Raw genomic sequence first — 20,283 nt, 5'->3', positions numbered from 1 at the left:
TGTTTCTCCAGAGATCTGGTCAAAAATGTCTGGTCGTTAGATCCAGGAATGACGAGCGGGCAGCGTGCCGTTGAGGTGATAGGCACCGACGGCGTGATACTTCCAGCGCACCGGGTCATGCAGCGTGTGCACGCGAGCATTGCGCCAATGGCGATCAAGGTTGAATTCGGCGAGGGTGGCGCGGCTGCCGGCCAGTTCGAAGAGCTTTTCGCTGGCCAGCAGCGAGATCTCGGTGGTCAGCACTTTGGCTTCCGCCACGGCAATCGAGGCGCGTGCGGCAGACTCGGCGGTGAGTGGCGCGGCGTTGACCTGATCCAGTACCTGGCCGGCCTTGCGCAGTAGCGCTTCGGCGGCGTGCAGTTCGATTTTCAGTTTGCCGATATCGGCAATCACGTAGAGATCATCGCTGGCGCGCTCGACCTTGGCGTCGATCCACGGACGGGCGCGGGTTTTCACAAATTCGATGGCGTCATCGATGGCGCCGCGAGCGATGCCGGCGTCGATGGCCGCTTGAATCAGCTGCGAGACGGAACCCTGGATGTTCGGTGTGTCGTTGATCTTCCAGTTATCCACCACCAGCTCGGCGTCGACCCTCACGTTGTTGAGCAAAATGGTGCCGCTGGCAGTGGTGCGCTGGCCGAAACCGGACCAGTCATCGACGATGCGTAGGCCCGGCGTGCCGCGACGGACGAAGGCCAACACTTGCTTGCCGTCGTCGTTCAACGCCTTGACCGCGACCCAGTGGGCGAACAATGCGCCGGTGGAGTAAAACTTCTGCCCGCTGATGACAAAGCCGTCGCCGTCGGCGGTGATCCGTGCCTTGAGTTCCAGGGTGTTTTTTGTGCCCCGTTCCGGGCCGGCATTGCCGATGCGCCAGCCTTCGAGCACGCTTTTGAACAGCTGCTTTTTCTGCGCTTCGGTGGCACTGCCGAGCACTAGATTGAGAATGCCAAACTGGTTCTGCGGGATTTGGCCCAATGCCGGGTCAGCCGCGGAAATAATCGCGAAGACCTCGGCCAGGGTCACGAACGACACCTGCGGGCCACCGTATTCGCGCGGTATGGCAATGCTGCCGAGACCGCTGCGGGTGAACTGTTCGATGTCCGACCACGGCAACTTGCGTTGCTGGTCCCGTTTGGACGCCTGCAGGCGGGCGACTTGCGCCAGCTCATGAGCGGCCTTGATGGCTTGCGCGTCATTGCGCAACACCTGCGCGGGCAACAACAGCGGGGCGATGTCCAGATCACTCTGGACGGTGGCTTCTGCCAGACTGGACATCAGAGCCGCTCCTTGGCTGCACGCAATGCCCTGGCGATCTGCACTGGGGTGATTGTGTTCCGGACCATACCTACCTCACATCTCATGGAAACGCCGCGATGGTTGCGGCGAAGTAAAAACAAGAATGTCCGGTGGTCCGGTGCATATACCCTAAGCGCGTATAAATAATTAATAAACTAACTTTTGGGAATATAGATAGAAGTGTGTCGTGAGCAACTGTTCCCAGGGCAACAGTTTGTTCGTGCAGCAACAGACACGCTTTTGCAGGAGCGAGCCTGCTCGCGATGGGCGTTAACGATGACGTGGTTTTCCTGGATGATCACGGCGTCCTTCAGTCCATCGCGAGCAGGCTCGTTCCTACAGAGGGCGGACCTTGGTGCAACCGATTTTCAACGTGCGCGCCGGTGCCCAGCGGGAGTTGTTGCCCACACGGTCGAGGATGCAATAGGTTACTTCCAGCCGCAGGTCCTCCCCCGCTTCAAGGATGATCGCCGGCGGCACCCATACCTGAATTGGCTTGCCCACCTCACTGGCTTTGAGCCGTGGCAGGTCCATGCGCACATCACCCCAGCGCAGGGTGATTTCGTCGTCGGCAGCCATGTTCAGATACGGATCGATAGTCAACGGAACGCCGCGCTTGATCTGGTTCGGATTGACGCCCTGACGGCGGATCGTTTCGGGAATGATCACCGGCGCCAGGCTCTGGTTTTCATCACCGCACAGCGCATGCAACTGGCCACCCGGGCAGTCGAGCTTGATCAGGACGCGTGTTGTCGGGGACAGCGCAGCTCCATGGCCGACTTGCATGACGCGGTAATGGATGCGTGAGGAGCCATTGGCGATGAAGCTTTCCGGCACTCGCAGGCTGACGGCTTTGCCGACGTCGTCGGCATCCAGCACTCTGGAGGCGACGTAACAGTTTTCCCAGAACAGCTCGATCAGGTCACCTTTGTCCATGCCAGGGTAAGGCGCCACATCGATCAGTAGGTGAGCCGCCGAAATCACGTTGATGCCGCTCTTGTGTGATTGCATCACGGTCGGTGCGGCGAGTTCGGGTTTGTTCGAGATATTGTTCATGGGTTTCTCCTTGAAGTCTTGCAGCGAAGTCCATTTCCGGAAAATCAAAAATGCGAATTACGAACAGCAAAACCGTTCATTAACTTAATTGGAATAATGATTGAGCGTGATGGGTGTCGATTGCTGAAGACTAGATAAGAGTGCGCATCGACGAGAGTCAATAGAGTGAATTGGTTAAAGACTGAATCTGGCGTTATTCAGAAAACTCCTACACGTCGATGTTAATTAACCATAGCGCTCTGTCTGCAATAGCTGCCATAACAAGCCGTGTCTACCGGGCTGAAACATTGGTTTATCGCCTCTCTTCATATTTCAGGAGCGATGATAGTAAAGGCGTCAGTCAGTCCACAGGGCATACATATGTACCGCGCACGCGCACAAGAAGACGCCTATCGTACGGACACATTTATATAGGTTTGTGGGGTTTTTTTATAAGCGGGTGGGGTGCTTCCATCCATGGAAGTTGCCCGGTGGTACGAGGGTGTTTTAGTTGTGAGCGTTATTAAGGAACTTGCTGAGAAACTGTTTGGTCCGTTCTTCCCTTGGATTGGCAAACAGCGCCTTGGCTTCGCCTTGTTCGACGATCACGCCCTTGTCGAAAAACACTACGCGATTGGCGACGTCACGGGCAAAGCCCATTTCATGGGTGACAATTACCATGGTGCGATTCTCTTCGGCCAGGCTGCGGATGGTCGCCAGCACTTCACCTACCAACTCCGGATCGAGCGCTGAGGTGGGTTCGTCGAACAGAATGACTTCCGGTTCCATCGCCAGCGCCCGGGCAATCGCCACACGCTGTTGCTGACCACCGGAAAGGCGTCGCGGGTAAGCGTCTTCCTTGCCCGCCAGGCCGACCCTGGCCAGCAGCTTTTTACCCAGGGCAACGGCTTCGTCGTGCGGGATCTTCTTGACGATGATCGGGCCTTCGATGACGTTTTCCAGGGCGGTGCGATGCGGGAACAGGTTGAAATTCTGGAACACGAAGCCCACGTGCTGACGCAAGCGCCGCACCAGCGTTTGCTGCTGATTCAAGGGACGGCTGCCATCGATCTCGATGTCACCGACCTTGATCCGGCCGCTGGTGGGTTCTTCGAGAAAATTCAGGCAACGCAGGAACGTGGTTTTCCCCGAGCCGCTCGGCCCGATGATCGCGACGACCTCGCCTTCCTTCACTTCCAGATCAATGCCGTTAAGCACCACTTGACCCTTGAACTGCTTTGTCAGTTTTTCCACGACAATCATGGGGTCAGGACTCCTGGTCGTGCCGATTGACCCGTGCTTCCAACTGGTTCTGGAAGTGCGAAAGCACCGTGGCCAGAATCCAGTAGATCAGCGCGGCGGCAAGGTACATGGTGAAAATTTCGAAGGTCCGGGCGGTAATCAGCTGCGCCTGGCGGAACAGTTCCGGCACCTGAATGGTGGCCGCCAGCGCCGTGTCCTTGACCAGCGAGATAAAGCTGTTGCCGAGCGGCGGCAATGCGGTGCGCATCGCTTGCGGGATGATGGCCCGGCGCAGGGTCTGCGCGCGGGTCATGCCGATACTCGCAGCCGCTTCCCACTGGCCGCGCTCGATGGAGCTGATCGCGGCACGCAGGATTTCGCAGGCATAAGCCGCCATGTTCAGCGAGAAGCCGATCAGGGCTGCTGGCAGCGGATCAAGTTCGATGCCCAATTGCGGCAAGCCGTAATAGATCACGAACAGTTGCACCAGCAACGGCGTGCCGCGAAAGAACGACACGTAGATGCGGGCCAGCCAGCTCACCAGTTTGAAGCGCGACAGACGCATCAACGCCAGGCCGAAACCCATCACCAGACCGAAGAACATCCCGCCCAGGCTGAGGATTACCGTGTAGTACGCGCCCTTCAGCAGAAAGGGCGCGGAGTCCAGCGCCAGTTGGAAAGCTTCTTCCATTATTGAGTGACGTCAGCGCTGAAGTATTTTTCCGAAAGCTTTTTCAGCGTACCGTCGGCACGCAGCTTGTCGATGGCCTTGTTCACTGCGGCCAGCAGCTCAGGCTCGCCTTTGCGCAGGGCGATACCGGCTTCCTGACGGGAGAATGCTTCGCCGGCGGCGGAAGTGTCCTTGGCTTTCTTGGCGTATTCCAGAGCGGCGAGACGGTCGATCAGAATGGCGTCGGTGCGGCCGTTACGCAGGTCGGCGAATTTGCTTGGATCATCTTCATAGGTGCGCACGTCAGCGGTCGGCACGTTGGCTTTCACCCATTGCTCGTAGTTGGTGCCCAGGCCTACGCCGACTTTCTTGCCACCCAGGTCGGCGGCGGTCTTGATGTTCAGCTCCGCAGCCTTTTTGGTCAGCACCAGCGCCTGAATCCCGGAAACGGTGTACGGCTCGGAGAAGTCATACTTCTTCTTGCGTTCTTCGGAGATGGTCACTTGGTTGATCACTGCGTCCAGACGCTTGGATTCCAGCGCCGCGAGGATGCCGTCCCATTTGGTCGGTTGCAGTTTGACCTTCACGCCCAGCTCTTTGGCCAGGGCTTCGGAGAATTCGACTTCGAAGCCGGCCAGTTTGCCGTCGGCGTCGACGAAACTGAACGGTGGGTAAGTGCCTTCCAGGCCGACGTTGATCACGCCAGCGTCCTTGATTTTTTGCAGCTGCTCACCGGCAACCGCTTGCCCCAGCAGGCCGGCGCTCAGCGCCAGGCCCAGCGAACCTACCAGCAGATTTCGACGTAGTACGGAAAAATTCATGTCAAGCCCCTGTTGTTTTATGAAGAGTTTTTTATGACGACGCTTTTAGGAATGTTGGCAAAATCGGGATGTGGACGACTGGGATATCCTGCCCTAAAGCAGCTGATGCGTCTCGCTGCAAATGCGCCTGCGGCATGACTATATGATGGCGCTTTTAGATACGAAAATAATAAATACAGTTTTTGTTATTCCTTAAAGGAATATGTGTCGGATAGACCGCGCAGCGCTCTCAGAATGACGAGTTGTACGCAAACAATGCCGGTGCGCCGCCGGTGTGCAGGAAGATAATCGGCCCTTCATAAAAGCGCTGACGCCCGATCCCGTCGAGCAACCCGGCCATGGCTTTGCCGGTATATACCGGGTCCAGCAACAGACCTTCCTGACTCGCCAGCAGTTTGACCGCCGCCAATGTCCCGGCATTCGGCTCGCCGTAGCGCGGGGCGAAATACTCGTCCCACAATTCGACCTTGAAACTCGCCGGCAGCTGCACTCCCAGCAACGCAGCGGTGCGTTCGGCCAGGCCCTGAACCTTGGGTCGCTGATCTTCATCGCTGCGGGAAACCGTGACGCCAATCACCGGCAGATCCGGCAACACTTCGCTCAACGCAAGCGCCAGGCCACTGTGCGTCCCGGCGCTGCCAGAGGCCAGCACCACGGCGGCGAAGGTCAGGCCGGTGTCCTTGATCTGTTCCGCCAATTCAAGCCCGGCCCGCACATAGCCCAAAGCGCCTAAAGCGTTTGAGCCTCCGATCGGCACCAGGTACGGCTTCTTGCCGTTGTTGCGCAGACGTGCGGCCAACGCCTCCAACTGCTCGTCAGCGTTGTCGAGGTTTTCCACCAATTCGACCTTGGTATCGAACAAATCGAGCAACAGCCGATTGCCGTTGCCTGTGTAGTTGGCGTCGTCGGTGCCCAGCGGATTTTCCAGCAATGCGACGCAGCCCAGGCCGAGTTTGGCGGCGAGCGCGGCGGTCTGGCGCACATGGTTGGATTGCAGCGCGCCAGCAGTGATCAGCGTGTCCGCACCCTTCGCCAGCGCATCGGCGCCGAGGTATTCAAGTTTGCGCAGCTTGTTGCCGCCCAACGCCAGTGGCGTCAGGTCGTCGCGTTTGACGTACACGTCGCGGCCCAGCCAGGCAGACAGGCGTTCAAGTTTTTCCAGAGGGGTCGGGTGGCCGAGCAGATCGAGGCGGTCGAAACGGGCGAGCTGTTGTTTGATCATGGGTCCGTACTGGCGGTGAAGGATGTCAGGACTATAGGCACGGCTATAGGTGTGGGCAACCGTCAATCGCTTATAGCTGAAAGTGCTGAGCACAGCACAATCGGTTCTTAATTTGGCCTGCAGACCTTGCCGTAAAGTAATCGCCGTCAGCGCGGCCAGACAGTCCGGCCGCCCGTGTGGAGTTTTTACCGTGACCGAGCGTTCCAGCCATTGGCAATTGCAGACCATCGTCAGCCAGCTGCGCACGGCGCGCGATCAGTGGCGTGCGCAAAACGGCCGAGTCAGCGGCGAGCAGGGCGGTCGTGAATTGCCTTCGCGAGCGGCCATGGCCGAGATTCTGGAAGCGCTGTGCGGTGCGTTGTTCCCGATGCGCCTCGGCCCGGTGGACCTGCGCGAAGAGAGTGAAGATTTTTACGTCGGCCATACGCTGGACGTCGCGCTGAATGCATTGCTGGCTCAGGCGCGTCTGGAATTGCGTTACGCCGCTCGCCACAGTGATCAGGCCGATGCTGAAGTCGAAGCCCGGACCATTCAGATCATTCAGGGATTTGCCTTGGCTCTGCCGGGATTGCGCAGCGTGTTGGACACCGATGTGCTGGCGGCCTATCACGGCGACCCGGCGGCCCGCAGTGTCGACGAAGTGTTGCTGTGCTATCCGGGCATTCTGGCGGTGATTCACCATCGTCTTGCCCACCATTTGTACCGCGCCGGGCTGCCGTTGCTGGCGCGGATCAGCGCCGAAATCGCGCACTCGGCGACCGGTATCGACATTCACCCGGGTGCGGAGATCGGCCGCAGTTTCTTCATCGATCATGGGACCGGCGTGGTGATCGGCGAGACTGCGATCATCGGCGAGCGCGTGCGCATTTATCAGGCCGTGACGCTGGGCGCCAAGCGCTTCCCGTCGGACGAAGACGGCCAGTTGCAGAAGGGGCATGCGCGGCATCCGATCGTTGAAGATGATGTGGTGATCTATGCCGGCGCGACGATTCTGGGGCGGATCACCATCGGCAAGGGTTCGACCATTGGCGGCAACGTCTGGCTGACGCGCAGTGTGCCGGCGGGGGCGAACCTGACGCAGGCGAATTTGCAGCATGATGATGGGGCGCAGAAGTAAGGTCCGATCTCTAGCGACCTTGCCGACGCCATTGCTGGCAAGCCAGCTCCCACAGGTCTTATGCACAGTACCTGTGGGAGCTGGCTTGCCAGCGATTGGATCTCAAGGCAAACCGAGATAATGGCATTCAGCCAATTCTCCAGTGAACGAATCCCCCAACCCCCGCGTCATACCCATCCTTGAGCTAGCGTACAAACAGTACCGTCGAGCCCTGCGATTAGTCCTTAGCACCCTATTCATGTTTAACTTGAACGCTCATTCAAGTTAAACCGCCGGTTTGCTGCCCGCTCACAACAGGAGGCTTGCCCTTGCCGAGTCCGTCATTGATTGTCCGGTTTCACCCCCTTGAGGCGCACTGCACATGAGTGCACCGTCCACCCCCGCCAGCGGCCAGGTCCGCATGAATCCGCCGGTATTTTACTTCGCGGCGAGCTTCATCCTGCTGTTCGGTATCGTCGTCATTGCCATGCCCGAACAGGCTGGTGCCTGGCTTCTGCAAGCGCAAAACTGGGCGGCCAATACGGTCGGCTGGTACTACATGCTCGCGATGACCCTGTATCTGGTCTTCGTGGTGGTCACCGCCTTGTCCGGCTACGGCAAGATCAAGCTCGGTGCCGACCACGACGAGCCCGAATTCAGTTACCTGTCGTGGGCCGGCATGCTGTTCGCCGCCGGGATCAGCATCACGCTGTTTTTCTTTTGCGTGTCCGAACCGCTGACTCACCTGTCGCAACCACCGCAAGGCGAGGCCGGCACGGCAGACGCGGCGCGCCAGGCGATGCAGATTCTGTTTCTGCACTGGGGCCTGCACGGTTGGGGCGTATTTGCCTTCGTCGGCATGGCGCTGGCCTACTTCGCCTACCGCCACAACCTGCCGCTGGCCTTGCGTTCGGCGCTGTATCCGTTGATCGGCAAGCGCATTAACGGGCCGATCGGTTACGCAGTGGACGGCTTCGGCATCATCGCCACGGTGTTCGGCCTCGGCGCCGACATGGGCTTCGGCGTGTTGCACCTCAACTCGGGGCTCGACTACCTGTTCGGCATCGCTCACACCCAGTGGATCCAGGTCGGTCTGATCACGCTGATGATGGGCGCGGCGATCATCGTCGCGGTGTCCGGCGTCGATAAAGGCGTGCGGGTCATGTCCGACATCAACATGCTGCTGGCCTGTGCGTTACTGCTGTTCGTACTGTTCGCCGGCCCCACGCAGCACTTGCTCAACACCCTGATCCAGAACATCGGCGATTACCTCGGCGCGTTGCCGATGAAGAGCTTCGACCTCTACGCCTACGACAAACCCAGCGATTGGCTGGGCGGCTGGACGGTATTTTATTGGGCCTGGTGGATCGCGTGGTCGCCGTTCGTGGGCCTGTTCATCGCACGGATTTCCCGTGGCCGGACCATCCGCGAATTCGTCTTCGGCGTGTTGTTGATTCCGCTCGGGTTCACCTTGGCGTGGATGTCGATCTTCGGCAACAGCGCCATCGATCAAGTGCTCAATCACGGCATGAGCGCGCTAGGCATGTCGGCCATCGATAATCCGTCGATGACCCTTTATCTACTGCTGGAAACCTACCCGTGGAGCAAAACCGTGATTGCGGTCACGGTGTTCATCAGCTTCGTGTTCTTCGTCACCTCGGCCGACTCTGGCACTGTGGTGCTGTCGACGCTTTCGGCGAAGGGCGGCAACCCGGATGAAGACGGGCCGAAATGGCTGCGGGTGTTCTGGGGCGCGATGACCGCGCTGGTGACCAGCGCACTGTTGTTCTCCGGCAGCATCGATGCGCTGAAGTCGGCGGTGGTGCTGACCTCGTTGCCATTCTCGATGATTTTGCTGTTGATGATGTGGGGCCTGCACAAGGCGTTTTATCTGGAGTCGCAGAAGCAAATCGCACAGCTGCATTCGCTGGCGCCGGTGTCCGGTTCGCGGCGTGGCGGTTGGCGGCAGCGCCTGAGCCAGGCGGTGCATTTCCCGTCGCGGGATGAGGTCTACCGCTTCCTTGATACGACGGTACGCCCGGCGATCGAAGAGGTGACGGCGGTGTTCGTCGAGAAAGGTTTGAACGTGGTCACTCAGCCCGACCCGGCCAACGATAACGTCAGCCTGGAAATCGGCCATGGCGAGGAGCATCCGTTCATCTATCAGGTGCAGATGCGTGGCTACTTCACGCCTTCATTCGCCCGTGGCGGCATGGGTTCCAAGGAACTCAACAATCGCCGTTACTACCGGGCCGAAGTGCATTTGGCCGAGGGCAGCCAGGACTATGATCTGGTGGGTTACACCAAGGAACAGGTGATCAACGACATTCTCGATCAGTACGAACGGCACATGCAGTTTTTGCATTTGGTGCGTTGATCCTAGCTCTCGCTGCTCAACACCATGAACAGCACCAACGCCGCCACCGGCACGCCGAACACAATGCTGCCGACCACCAGCTCCGTCGTCACGGGCTGGCCCGCGGTGACCACGCCGATGGCGCCGTTGATCATCGTCAGGGCCAGCCACAGGACGATGAAGCTGTAGGTCATGGTCTGGCGGCTGAAGCCGATTTTCTCGCCGATGAACAGCATCAGCGCCAGCAGGATCAGGCCGAAGGTGATGATGATCGTGGTGTGCATGGTGCGTTCCTCCCTGCAGATGTGTGCTGTTCTTGAGGCCCTCATCGCTGGCAAGCCATCTCCTACAATGGATCTTTGAACGATGCAAATTCAGTGTAGGAGCTGGCTTGCCAGCGATGGCGTCGGCCCTGCGTACAAACCAGCTTAAACCAACCCGCCATTCACCCGCAGAACCTGCCCGTTGACCCAAGCTGAATCCGGCCCCAGCAGAAAAGACACCACACACGCCATATCCTCCGGCTGAGCCAGACGTTCCAGCGGCGGCATCCTGGAGAACGCCAACAATTGCAAGGAGCCACGTGGATCAAGTCAAAGCGGTCAGTTTGCGGACGCACGGTGAACGCTGCAAATCTGTGAAACGTTTCAGCATTTTCTCCAGTCGGAGGTTTATCGGCGTTTATCTCGGCGTATGCTGCAACTCGCGAAGCAGTCGATAACCACTTCAAGACAGACAAGAGAGCATTCGATGACGTACACCGCTGCCGAAAATCGCTACGACTCCATCCCCTATCGCCGCGTTGGTCGCAGCGGACTGGTGTTGCCGGCGTTGTCCCTGGGCCTGTGGCATAACTTCGGCGACAGCACGCCGATCGACACACAGCGCGCATTGCTGCGCACGGCGTTCGATCTGGGGATCAACCACTTCGACCTGGCCAACAACTACGGCCCGCCGTACGGCAGCGCCGAGATCAACTTTGGCCGTTTGCTGCGTGAAGACTTCAAGCAGTATCGCGACGAGTTGATCATCTCGAGCAAGGCCGGTTGGGACATGTGGCCGGGTCCTTATGGGCAGGGTGGTGGTTCACGCAAATACGTGTTGGCCAGCCTTGATCAGAGCCTGCAGCGTCTGGGTCTGGACTATGTCGACATTTTCTATTCACACCGTTTCGACCCGGACACGCCGCTGGAAGAAACCGCCAGCGCATTGGCCACGGCGGTGCAGCAGGGCAAGGCGCTGTACATTGGCATCTCGTCCTATTCCGGGGTGAAAACCCGTGAAATGGCCGCGCTGCTGCAGGAATGGAAAGTGCCGTTGCTGATTCATCAACCGGCCTACAACCTGCTCAATCGTTGGGTGGAAAAAGACTTGCTGGACGTCACCGATGAACTGGGCACTGGAGTGATTGCCTTCACGCCATTGGCTCAGGGCCTGCTTACCGACAAATACCTCAACGGCATTCCGAAGGATGCGCGGGTCAACCGTCCGGGCGGTGGTTCGTTGCAGTCCTCGCACTTGTCCGAAGCCAACATCGCCCATGTACGCGGGCTCAACGAGATTGCCAAGCGTCGTGGTCAGAGTCTGGCGCAACTGGCGTTGGCCTGGACGCTGCGCGATCCGCGCGTGACCTCGGCGCTGATCGGTGCGAGCCGTCCAGAGCAGATTATCGAGAACGTCGGGGCGTTGAAGAATTTGAGCTTCAGCGCAGAAGAGCTGGCGGAGATTGACCGGTTTGCCCAGGAAGGCGGGATCAATCTGTGGGAAAAACCTTCGACGGCTGAATAAGTGTTCGGCGCCGGATTATCTGGCGTCTGTAGCGCGCATCGCGAGCAGGCTCGCTCCTACAGTGGTTGGGTGTTGGCCACAAAATGTGTGGCCAACCGAGAACTTTGCAGGAGTGAGCCTGCTCGCGATGGGGTCAGAACAGTCCATGAAAAATCAGGGTTTACTGGAAAAACGGCACATCCCCCAACACCGTTGCCCGCTGCATCACCCGCCGCGCCGGGCGGTAATCATCCACCGCGTAATGCTGTGTCACGCGGTTATCCCAGAATGCGATGTCGTCCTGCTGCCAGCGCCAGCGAATGGTGAATTCGGGCCTTGTGGCGTGCGCAAACAGCAACTTAAGAATCGCCTCGCTTTCGGTGTCCGAGAGCTCATTGATCTTCGACGTGAAGCCCTCGTTGACGAACAATGAACGACGCCCACTCACCGGATGCGTGCGAATCACCGGGTGCGACAGCGGCGGGTTTTTCCGCCGCGCTTCTTCCCACTGGGCCAAGGCTTCGGGCGTATTGCCGTAACGCTCCAGCGGAAACGAGCGAGTGAAGTCGTGCGTTGCCGTCAGCCCTTCAAGCAAGCTTTTCATGGGCGCCGACAGCGCTTCATACCCCGCAATGCCGCTGGCCCACAGCGTGTCGCCGCCAAACTCCGGCAGCAGTTTTGCACTCAACACCGCGCCCATCGCCGGGGTCGGCAGGAAGGTTACGTCGGTGTGCCAGATCGCGTTGTCGCGCACGTCGGTGACGGCGGTGTCGAGGATCAGCACTTCCGGCTGTTCCGGTACGTTCGGGTAGATCGGGTGAATGTGCAGGTCACCGAAGTGGGCGGCGAAACGCGCCTGTTGCTGCGGTGTGATCGGCTGGTCGCGGAAGAACAGCACTTGATGTTTGAGCAGTGCCTGCTCAATGGTATCGCGCTGTTCCAGGTTCAGCGGCTGGCTGATGTCGATGCCGCTGATCTGCGCGCCCAGCGCGTAGCTGAGGGGGACGATGGTCAGGTTACTCATGGTCTTTCTCTTCAATCCGGGGTGCCGAGCTGTCGGCATGGTCAATGACAAATCTTCAGTGCGCTTGGCCGTGCCACGGCACCAGCTTGCGCTGCAGGGCACGCAGGCCCATTTCCATGGCGAAGGCGATCAGCGCAATCACCAGAATCCCCAGCACCACCACATCGGTGACCAGGAACTGCGCGGCAGACTGCACCATGAAGCCCAAACCGCTGGTGGCCGCGATCAGTTCGGCGGCGACCAAGGTCGACCAGCCCACACCCAGACCGATGCGCACACCGGTCAAAATGTCCGGCAAGGCGCTGGGCAAAATGACGTGGCGAATCAACTGCGCTTTGGTCGCGCCCAACGACTGCGCCGCGCGCAATTTGGCCGGGTCGACCGTGCGCACCCCGGTGGCAGTGGCGATGGCGATCGGGGCGAAAATCGCCAGGTAGATCAGCAAGACTTTCGACAGCTCGCCAATACCGCACCAGATCACGATCAGCGGAAGGTAAGCCAGTGGCGGAATTGGTCGATAAAACTCGATGAGCGGATCGAAAATGCCGCGGGCGATGCGGTTGTGGCCGATGGCAATGCCGACCGGCACGGCAGTCAACACAGCAAAGCCGAGACCCAGGCCTATGCGGCTGAGGCTCGAGCCCAGGTGTTGCCACAAGGTTGAGTCCATGTAGCCGGTGGTCGCCAGCAGCCAGCCTTTTTGCAGCACGGCGGACGGTGGCGGCAGGAACAGCGGTTCGATCATGCCCGTGGCGGTGACGGCCCACCACAGGGCAACCAGGGTGGCCAGCGTCAGCACGCTGATCCAGCGCGTGCTCAAACTGCGACGAATCGGAATCACCGTCGAGCCGGGTTTCGCCGTCACGACCGGGATTTCATAGCTGCTCATGCGCGCTCCTGCCGCGTGGCGGCGCTGCGTTGGTTGAACACTTTGCCGAGCACGTGTTCACGGGTTTCGATGAAGCGCGGATCGGACTTGATCGCCCGTGCCGACTCACCGGCGGCGTAACGCTGACCGAAATCCAGACTCAGGCGCTCGACGATTTGCCCAGGGTTGGGCGCCAGCAAAATCAGATCCGTGGCGAGGAACACCGCTTCTTCGATGTCGTGGGTAATCAGGAATACCGGTTTGGCGGTGCGCTGCCAGACTTGCAGCAACAACTCTTGCATCTGTTCGCGAGTGAAGGCGTCGAGGGCGCCGAAGGGTTCGTCCATCAGCAGGACGCGTGGATCAGCCGCGAGTGCGCGGGCCAGACCGACGCGTTGTTTCTGGCCGCCCGAAAGCTGCCAGATGCGCCGGTGTTCGAAACCGGACAGGTCCACCAGCGAGAGCATTTCCCGTGCGCGAATTTCGCGTTTTTCTCGGGACACACCGGCCAGTTCCAGGCCGAAACCGACGTTGGCCAGCACGTCTTGCCAAGGCAGCAAGGCATCGTCCTGGAACACCACGCCGCGTTCGGCGCTCGGGCCTTTGACCGGCACACCGTCAAGGGTGATGCGCCCGGCGCTGGGCTCGACGAAACCGGCAATCAGGTTCAACAGCGAAGTCTTGCCACTGCCGGACGGGCCGAGGGCAACCAGCAATTGCTGGGGCCCCAGGCTCAGGGAAATATCCGCCAGCACCGGTTCCGGACTGCCGGGGTACTGTGCGCTGATGCGCTCCAGCTGAAGCAAAGCCATCGCAATTCACTCCCGATCAGTTGGTGATGAACTTGGCACTGACAAACGGCGCGTAGTCCGGCAGTACGGCTTCCACCTTGCCTTGTTCTTTCAGGAACACGGCCGTGTCGGTGATGGCTTTGGTGGTCGGTGCGCCGAGCGTGATCACTTGATCAGCCGCCAGTGGGTAGACGTTGCCTTGCAGCAGCAGCGGAATGTCGCTGGCCTTGGCGCCCGACAATTTCACAAGCTTGTCGACGTTGGATTGATTGGCGAGCCAGGCTTTCGGGTCTTTGCGGTAATCGGCGTAGGCATCCAAGGTGACTTTGGCGAACGCGGTGACGATTTCCGGGTGTTTCTCGGCGAAGTCTTTACGCACGATCCAGGCATCGAACGTCGGTGCGCCAAACTTGGCCAGTTCGCCGGAGGTGATCAGCACTTTGCCGTTTTCCTTGGCCACGCCCAGGGCGGGGTCCCAAACGTAAGTGGCGTCGATGTCACCGCGTTTCCAGGCAGCAATGATCGCTGGCGGCGCGAGGTTGAGGATGGTGACTTTCGACGGGTCGATGTTCCAGTGCTTCAGTGCGGCGAGCAGGCTGTAGTGGCCGGTGGACACGAACGGCACGGCAACTTTCTTGCCGATCAGGTCCTGTGGGGTCTTGATCCCGGAACCGTCACGGGCAACCAGCGCTTCAGCGGCGCCAATCTGGGTGGCGATGAGGAACGTTTCTACCGGAACCTTGCGTGTGATTGCCGCCGTCAGGGGGCTGGAGCCGAGGTAACCGATTTGCACGTCGCCGGAGGCGATGGCCGCGATGATGTCGGCACCGTTATCAAATTTGCGCCAGTCGATCTTGGCGTTCGTGGCTTTTTCGTAGGCACCGTCGGCCTGGGCGACTTTCGCTGGGTCCACGGTGGTCTGGTAGGCGACCGTTACGTCAGCCGCCTGGGCAAACAGACTCGCCGCAGCCAGAGACGCGGCCGCCAGGAGGCGAAGGGGGAAGTGCAGTTTCATTGGGGAGCTCCATATCAGGCGACCGAGGACCGGTGTGACAGGAGACTAAATGATCTAAGAATCCGAAAATAAATAACTTTTTCGAATGAGCTTATGTACGGAAAATTCTAAGCGCCACTGCACCTGTCGAAGCCCCGCTTGCCGGCGATGAGGCCCTAAAGCCCTGCAGCGATCTTTCGATCGCCATCGCTGGCAAGCCAGCTCCTGCAGGGTTCCGCGTGATGCACATGATTTTTTAGGAGCCGGCTTGCCGGCGATTAAGGTCCGCAGGACCGCCAGCGTCAGTTACTGATCGCCAGAATGCTCGCCTGATACGATCCGACAAACACATCGAAATCGCCGACTTCGTTCTGCTCCAGTTCCACTTGCTCCGCCAGCGACGAACGCGCGCGCGCTTCAAACGTTGCCTGGTCTTCAGCGCTCAAAGGTTCGCTGCGGAAATACTCGGCATGGGCCTGGCTTTGGCGCAGGGAGAATTGGCTGAAGCTTTCCTTGTGCTCGGCCATAGCTGCCAACACCTGAGCCGATGGTGTCAGGGACGAATCCTTGACCTTGGCCAGTTGCTCATCCAGCGACTTGCTGTGTGCATCGCCGCCATGGCTCTGATCCAGCAACGCAGCCAGTGGAGCAATTTTCTCCAGCAACTCGCTCGCCCATTCCTTCATTTCAACCGGCTGCCCGTCACGCTGCAATTGCAGACCTGGACGGCGACCTTCCTTGACCACGCTGAGGAAGTTGGATGTTGCGTTGCCGCAGGTGTTGTTGGTCAGCAACGGGCTGTCGTTCAGCGCGCAATACAGCAGGAACGCGTCGAGGAAGCGCGATTCGGTGAGATCGATGCCCATCGGCAGGAACGGGTTGATGTCCAGGCAACGCACTTCGACGTACTGAATGCCACGGGCCACCAGCGCCTGGATCGGCCGTTCACCGGTGTAGGTCACGCGTTTCGGGCGGATGTTGGAGTAGTACTCGTTTTCGATCTGCAGGATGTTGGTGTTGAGTTGAACCCACTCACCGTCCTGATGCGTGCCGATTTCCACATAAGGCGCATACGGCGTAGCCACGGCCTCGCGCAAGCTGTCGGTGTAGCTCGCCAGGTCGTTGTAGCACGGCGTCAAACCGGCCTGGGCGTTGCTCTGGTAACCGAGGTCACTCATGCGCAGGCTGGTGGCGTACGGCAGGTACAACGTGTCCGGGTCCAGTTGTTCCAGCTGGTGCGAACGACCGCGCAGGAAACCCGCATCCAGTGCTGGCGAAGCACCGAACAGGTACATCAGCAGCCAGCTGTAGCGGCGGAAGTTACGAATCAGCGCGATGTAGGCAAACGACTGATAGTCGCGGTCGGTGCCGACAAAGCCTTCCGTTTCCCTGAGCAGCGGCCAAAGCGTCTCTGGCAGGGAGAAGTTGTAGTGAATCCCGGCGATGCACTGCATGGTCTTGCCGTAGCGCAGGGCCAGGCCCTTGCGGTAGACGTACTTGAGCTGGCCGATGTTGGAGGTGCCGTAATAGGCGATAGGGATATCTTCCTCGGCCGGCAACGGGCACGGCATCGATGGACTCCACAGGTACTCGTTGCCGAGCTTGCTGTAGGCAAAACGGTGAATCTTGTCCAGGCTCGCCAGGGTGTCGGCCGGGTCGGGCAGGGCGGGCGTGATGAATTCCAGCAGCGACTCGGAATAGTCGGTGGTGATTTGTTCGTTGGTCAGCGCAGAACCCAATTCTTCCGGGTGCGGCGTTTGCGCCAGGCGACCTTCGCCAGTCACGCGCAGGCATTCACGTTCGATGCCGTGAAGGCACTGTTCGAGCAGAGAGAGGTTAGCGCGCTCGCCGAGCAGAGCCAGGCGGCGGTTGAGAAGTTCGCTCAAGTTGGATTCCTTCACGCGTCAGTCGCCCCAATATGGGGGTGGGCAGGACGGTCTACAAGGGTGAAGTTAAAACTGGCGTTTTCGCCTGGTTTTTGCAACCGCGCAAGCCATGCCGGTCGATCAAGAACTGCACAATCCCTGTAGGAGTGAGCCTGCTCGCGATGGCGGTGTGTCAGTCAACACATGCTTCGTCTGACACACCGCCATCGCGAGCAGGCTCACTCCTACAGGATTCGTTGCGCTGAAATTAACTCAAATCGATGACATCTAGCTACAGGACAACGAACGTGCCTTGTGCTTTTGCGACGAGTTTGTCGCCCTGCATCACGTCGGCCTCGACCACTAAAGTGCGCCGGCCTGGGTGAATCACCCGCGCCGTGCACATCACCTCGCCGTCGGAAACGGCGCGGATGTAGTTGATCTTGCATTCGATGGTCACGCTCTGCTGGTCGAAGCCATGGGCACTGGAACAGGCCAGCCCCATGGCAATGTCCACCAGACTGAACAACGCCCCGCCGTGCAGCTTGCCGCCGCGATTGCGCAGTTCTGGCTCAAGCCCCAGGGCCACTTGAGCCACCCCGGTTTCCAGGCTGTGCAAACGGCAGCCCAGCAGCCTGAAGAATGCACTTTCGGTGACGCCGGCGGGCAACTCCATCAGCGTTTCTTCAACTGCTTGGCGTTGGCGAACAGCGAAGCCATGGGGTTGTTGGTTGGGGCGGCTGCCGTGGTTTCCTTGCGTGGCGGCGTGTTCTGCGACTGGCGTGGTGCCGACCCTGGACGCGCACCACGAGCGCCGTCGATTTTCTCGCCCGGCGTGTCGCTCATGCGCATCGACAGACCCACACGTTTGCGTGGGATGTCGACTTCCATGACCTTTACTTTCACCACGTCGCCGGCCTTCACCGCTTCACGCGGGTCTTTGATGAACTTCTCCGAAAGCGCTGAGATGTGCACCAACCCGTCCTGATGCACGCCGATGTCGACGAATGCTCCGAAGTTGGTCACGTTGGTCACGACGCCTTCGAGGATCATTCCCAGTTCGAGGTCCTTGAGGTCTTCGACGCCTTCCTGAAACTCGGCCGTCTTGAACTCGGGACGCGGGTCGCGGCCAGGTTTTTCCAGCTCTTGCAGAATGTCGGTGACCGTTGGCAGACCGAAGGTTTCGTCGGTGTACTTCTTTGGGTCCAGACGCTTGAGGAAGCTGGCGTCGCCGATCAACGAACGGATATCACGGTCGGTTTCAGCGGCAATGCGCTGCACCAGCGGATAGGCTTCCGGGTGAACCGCCGACGAATCCAGCGGGTTGTCGCCGTTCATCACGCGCAGGAAACCGGCCGCCTGTTCGAAGGTTTTTTCGCCCAGACGCGCGACTTTCTTCAACGCCGCGCGGGTTTTGAACGCGCCGTGCTCGTCGCGGTGGCTAACGATGTTCTGCGCCAGGGTCGCGTTAAGGCCGGAGATGCGCGCCAGCAGCGCAACCGAAGCGGTGTTCACGTCGACGCCCACGGCGTTCACGCAGTCCTCGACCACGGCGTCCAGGCCGCGCGCCAGTTTCAGCTGCGACACGTCGTGCTGGTACTGGCCGACCCCGATGGACTTCGGATCGATTTTCACCAGTTCGGCCAGCGGGTCCTGCAAGCGACGGGCAATCGACACCGCGCCACGGATCGACACGTCGAGGTCCGGGAATTCCTTGGAGGCCAGTTCCGACGCCGAATAAACCGATGCGCCGGCCTCGGAGACCATGACTTTGGTCATCTTCATCGCTGGGTATTTTTTGATCAGTTCAGCGGCAAGCTTGTCGGTTTCTCGACTCGCGGTGCCATTGCCGATGGCGATCAGGTCCACCGAGTGTTTGGCGCACAGGGCGGCCAGCACGGCGAGAGTCTGATCCCACTTGTTGTGCGGTACGTGCGGGTAAACCGTGGCGTGATCCAGCAGCTTGCCGGTGGAGTCGACCACGGCGACCTTGCAACCGGTGCGCAGGCCCGGGTCGAGACCGAGGGTGGCGCGCGGGCCTGCCGGGGCCGACAGCAGCAGGTCGTGCAGGTTGTGGGCGAACACGTTGATCGCTTCGGTCTCCGCGCCGTCGCGCAGTTCGCCGAGCAAATCGGTTTCAAGGTGGGTGTAGAGCTTGACCTTCCACGTCCAGCGCACCACTTCGCCCAGCCATTTGTCGGCGGCGCGGTTCTGGTTCTGGATGCCGAACTGCTGGCCGATCATGCCTTCACACGGGTGCATGGTGCCCGGCAGTTCGTCGCCGACTTTCAGCGCGGAACTCAGAATGCCTTCGTTGCGGCCACGGAAAATCGCCAGCGCGCGGTGCGACGGCATGCTTTTCAGCGGTTCGTCGTGTTCGAAATAGTCGCGGAACTTGGCGCCTTCCTCTTCCTTGCCGGCGATCACGCGGGCACTGAGGATGGCTTCCTGCTTCAGGTAGCCGCGCAGTTTTTCCAGCAGGCCGGCGTTTTCAGCGAAGCGCTCCATGAGGATGTACTTGGCGCCTTCGAGGGCCGCCTTCACATCGGCCACGCCTTTTTCGGCGTCGATGAAGCGCGCGGCTTCGACGTCCGGGGTCAGGTTCGGGTCGTTGAACAGACCGTCCGCCAGCTCGCCGAGGCCGGCTTCCAGGGCAATCTGGCCCTTGGTGCGGCGCTTCTGCTTGTACGGCAGGTACAAGTCTTCGAGGCGGGTCTTGGTGTCGGCGAGCTTGATGTCGCGTTCCAGTTGCGGGGTCAGCTTGCCTTGCTCTTCGATGCTGGCGAGGATGCTGATGCGCCGTTCGTCGAGTTCTCGCAGGTAGCGCAGACGCTCTTCCAGATGACGCAACTGGATGTCATCAAGGCTGCCGGTCACTTCTTTCCGGTAACGGGCGATGAAGGGAACGGTAGAGCCTTCATCGAGTAGCGCGACGGCCGCTTCGACCTGTTGTGGGCGTACGCCGAGTTCCCCGGCGATGCGGCTGTTGATGCTGTCCATAAAACCACCTGACAAATTGTGAAAGCAGGCTCGCGGGCGCAGGAATAAAGGCTCGGCGAGTCTGGTTGAGCGGCCTGGCCTGCGCCGCTACCTGGATCAACAGGCATCCCGTTGACCCGTGAAATCGAACAATTACTACCGTGGCGATGAAAATGAAAAGTCGCCAGTACGGTAACGATCAGACGTTGCCTGACACAAAACGCCGCGCATTATAACCAGCGTTGTGTCATTCG

General features: G+C 59.7%; 17 protein-coding genes and 1 pseudogene. 3 read left to right on the top strand and 15 right to left on the bottom strand.

The annotated features are described in order from the left end of the window. Window positions 1-36 precede the first annotated feature (36 nt). The 6 genes from ACYZT4_RS19970 to ACYZT4_RS19945 all read right to left on the bottom strand — a co-directional run bounded on the left by ACYZT4_RS19970 (window position 37) and on the right by ACYZT4_RS19945 (window position 6,289). Window positions 37-1,278 (bottom strand): SfnB family sulfur acquisition oxidoreductase, encoded by a 1,242-nt coding sequence (locus ACYZT4_RS19970; RefSeq protein WP_461982542.1) that lies wholly within the window; start codon window positions 1,276-1,278, stop codon window positions 37-39. A 357-nt stretch (window positions 1,279-1,635) separates the two neighbouring features. Continuing rightward, window positions 1,636-2,355 carry a hypothetical protein gene (locus ACYZT4_RS19965; RefSeq protein ID WP_461982540.1) on the bottom strand — a complete coding sequence of 240 codons (720 nt, stop codon included), beginning with the start codon at window positions 2,353-2,355 and terminating at the stop codon, window positions 1,636-1,638. 486 nt (window positions 2,356-2,841) lie between these two features. Next, window positions 2,842-3,597 (bottom strand): L-cystine ABC transporter ATP-binding protein TcyN, encoded by a 756-nt coding sequence (tcyN, locus tag ACYZT4_RS19960; RefSeq protein WP_461982537.1) that lies wholly within the window; start codon window positions 3,595-3,597, stop codon window positions 2,842-2,844. A gap of 4 nt (window positions 3,598-3,601) precedes the next feature. After that, a complete protein-coding gene (gene tcyL / locus ACYZT4_RS19955; protein ID WP_461982535.1) occupies window positions 3,602-4,267 on the bottom strand; it encodes a cystine ABC transporter permease in 666 nt (221 codons plus the stop codon). Next, window positions 4,267-5,067 (bottom strand): cystine ABC transporter substrate-binding protein, encoded by an 801-nt coding sequence (tcyJ, locus tag ACYZT4_RS19950; protein WP_461982533.1) that lies wholly within the window; start codon window positions 5,065-5,067, stop codon window positions 4,267-4,269. The genes tcyL and tcyJ overlap by 1 nt, the downstream gene beginning before the upstream one ends. Before the next feature lie 229 nt (window positions 5,068-5,296). Beyond that, a complete protein-coding gene (locus ACYZT4_RS19945; protein WP_461982531.1) occupies window positions 5,297-6,289 on the bottom strand; it encodes a D-cysteine desulfhydrase in 993 nt (330 codons plus the stop codon). Window positions 6,290-6,479: 190 nt separating this feature from the next. Between ACYZT4_RS19945 and epsC the strand changes: the two genes are divergently transcribed. Both epsC and betT read left to right on the top strand, forming a co-directional pair. After that, the gene (epsC, locus tag ACYZT4_RS19940; RefSeq protein WP_461982529.1) at window positions 6,480-7,406 is read left to right on the top strand and encodes a serine O-acetyltransferase EpsC; all 927 of its coding nucleotides are present in this window, start codon (window positions 6,480-6,482) and stop codon (window positions 7,404-7,406) included. Window positions 7,407-7,806: 400 nt separating this feature from the next. After that, complete coding sequence (betT, locus tag ACYZT4_RS19935) at window positions 7,807-9,762, top strand: choline transporter BetT (RefSeq protein WP_461988747.1); 1,956 nt, start codon at window positions 7,807-7,809, stop codon at window positions 9,760-9,762. Window positions 9,763-9,764: 2 nt separating this feature from the next. Here the strand turns inward: betT and ACYZT4_RS19930 are convergent, their stop codons facing one another. Continuing rightward, window positions 9,765-10,025, bottom strand: a complete 261-nt coding sequence (locus tag ACYZT4_RS19930) for a hypothetical protein (protein WP_461982527.1) — start codon at window positions 10,023-10,025, stop codon at window positions 9,765-9,767. A gap of 144 nt (window positions 10,026-10,169) precedes the next feature. Then, window positions 10,170-10,301, bottom strand: a pseudogene (locus ACYZT4_RS19925) (SDR family oxidoreductase); the annotation flags it as partial. A 190-nt stretch (window positions 10,302-10,491) separates the two neighbouring features. Between ACYZT4_RS19925 and mgrA the strand changes: the two are divergent. Continuing rightward, window positions 10,492-11,529 (top strand): L-glyceraldehyde 3-phosphate reductase, encoded by a 1,038-nt coding sequence (mgrA, locus tag ACYZT4_RS19920; RefSeq protein ID WP_461982525.1) that lies wholly within the window; start codon window positions 10,492-10,494, stop codon window positions 11,527-11,529. 160 nt (window positions 11,530-11,689) lie between these two features. On the opposite strand, the gene tauD is transcribed toward mgrA, so the two are convergent. The 7 genes from tauD to ACYZT4_RS19885 form a co-directional block, all read right to left on the bottom strand. Further along, window positions 11,690-12,532: a taurine dioxygenase gene (gene tauD / locus ACYZT4_RS19915; RefSeq protein WP_461982523.1), complete on the bottom strand. Its 843-nt coding sequence runs from the start codon at window positions 12,530-12,532 to the stop codon at window positions 11,690-11,692. 55 nt (window positions 12,533-12,587) lie between these two features. Continuing rightward, window positions 12,588-13,421 carry a taurine ABC transporter permease TauC gene (gene tauC, locus ACYZT4_RS19910; RefSeq protein ID WP_461982521.1) on the bottom strand — a complete coding sequence of 278 codons (834 nt, stop codon included), beginning with the start codon at window positions 13,419-13,421 and terminating at the stop codon, window positions 12,588-12,590. Further along, on the bottom strand, window positions 13,418-14,212 hold the full coding sequence (gene tauB / locus ACYZT4_RS19905) for a taurine ABC transporter ATP-binding subunit (protein ID WP_461982519.1): 795 nt from the start codon (window positions 14,210-14,212) through the stop codon (window positions 13,418-13,420). The genes tauC and tauB overlap by 4 nt, the downstream gene beginning before the upstream one ends. A gap of 16 nt (window positions 14,213-14,228) precedes the next feature. Continuing rightward, a complete protein-coding gene (tauA, locus tag ACYZT4_RS19900) occupies window positions 14,229-15,206 on the bottom strand; it encodes a taurine ABC transporter substrate-binding protein (RefSeq protein ID WP_461982517.1) in 978 nt (325 codons plus the stop codon). A gap of 281 nt (window positions 15,207-15,487) precedes the next feature. Next, window positions 15,488-17,071 carry a glutamate--cysteine ligase gene (gene gshA, locus ACYZT4_RS19895; RefSeq protein ID WP_461982515.1) on the bottom strand — a complete coding sequence of 528 codons (1,584 nt, stop codon included), beginning with the start codon at window positions 17,069-17,071 and terminating at the stop codon, window positions 15,488-15,490. A gap of 271 nt (window positions 17,072-17,342) precedes the next feature. Next, entirely contained in the window at window positions 17,343-17,726 is a 384-nt protein-coding gene (locus ACYZT4_RS19890; protein ID WP_461982513.1) for a PaaI family thioesterase, read from the bottom strand. Continuing rightward, a complete protein-coding gene (locus ACYZT4_RS19885) occupies window positions 17,726-20,050 on the bottom strand; it encodes a Tex family protein (protein ID WP_461982511.1) in 2,325 nt (774 codons plus the stop codon). Before ACYZT4_RS19885 ends, ACYZT4_RS19890 begins: the two co-directional genes overlap by 1 nt. Window positions 20,051-20,283: the final 233 nt, after the last annotated feature.

This window comes from Pseudomonas sp. GB2N2 (assembly GCF_054897705.1).
This window is presented reverse-complemented; position numbering and strand designations above follow the sequence as displayed.

Bases quoted from the DNA above. Each gene is read 5' to 3' on its own strand.
- tauB (WP_461982519.1), bottom strand. From the start codon at position 14,212: ATGGCTTTGCTTCAGCTGGAGCGCATCAGCGCACAGTACCCCGGCAGT.
- tauA (WP_461982517.1), bottom strand. From the start codon at position 15,206: ATGAAACTGCACTTCCCCCTTCGCCTCCTGGCGGCCGCGTCTCTGGCT.
- ACYZT4_RS19930 (WP_461982527.1), bottom strand. From the start codon at position 10,025: ATGCACACCACGATCATCATCACCTTCGGCCTGATCCTGCTGGCGCTG.
- ACYZT4_RS19970 (WP_461982542.1), bottom strand. From the start codon at position 1,278: ATGTCCAGTCTGGCAGAAGCCACCGTCCAGAGTGATCTGGACATCGCC.
- ACYZT4_RS19890 (WP_461982513.1), bottom strand. From the start codon at position 17,726: ATGGAGTTGCCCGCCGGCGTCACCGAAAGTGCATTCTTCAGGCTGCTG.
- ACYZT4_RS19885 (WP_461982511.1), bottom strand. From the start codon at position 20,050: ATGGACAGCATCAACAGCCGCATCGCCGGGGAACTCGGCGTACGCCCA.
- tauD (WP_461982523.1), bottom strand. From the start codon at position 12,532: ATGAGTAACCTGACCATCGTCCCCCTCAGCTACGCGCTGGGCGCGCAG.
- ACYZT4_RS19965 (WP_461982540.1), bottom strand. From the start codon at position 2,355: ATGAACAATATCTCGAACAAACCCGAACTCGCCGCACCGACCGTGATG.
- tauC (WP_461982521.1), bottom strand. From the start codon at position 13,421: ATGAGCAGCTATGAAATCCCGGTCGTGACGGCGAAACCCGGCTCGACG.
- tcyJ (WP_461982533.1), bottom strand. From the start codon at position 5,067: ATGAATTTTTCCGTACTACGTCGAAATCTGCTGGTAGGTTCGCTGGGC.
- mgrA (WP_461982525.1), top strand. From the start codon at position 10,492: ATGACGTACACCGCTGCCGAAAATCGCTACGACTCCATCCCCTATCGC.
- betT (WP_461988747.1), top strand. From the start codon at position 7,807: ATGAATCCGCCGGTATTTTACTTCGCGGCGAGCTTCATCCTGCTGTTC.
- tcyL (WP_461982535.1), bottom strand. From the start codon at position 4,267: ATGGAAGAAGCTTTCCAACTGGCGCTGGACTCCGCGCCCTTTCTGCTG.
- tcyN (WP_461982537.1), bottom strand. From the start codon at position 3,597: ATGATTGTCGTGGAAAAACTGACAAAGCAGTTCAAGGGTCAAGTGGTG.
- ACYZT4_RS19945 (WP_461982531.1), bottom strand. From the start codon at position 6,289: ATGATCAAACAACAGCTCGCCCGTTTCGACCGCCTCGATCTGCTCGGC.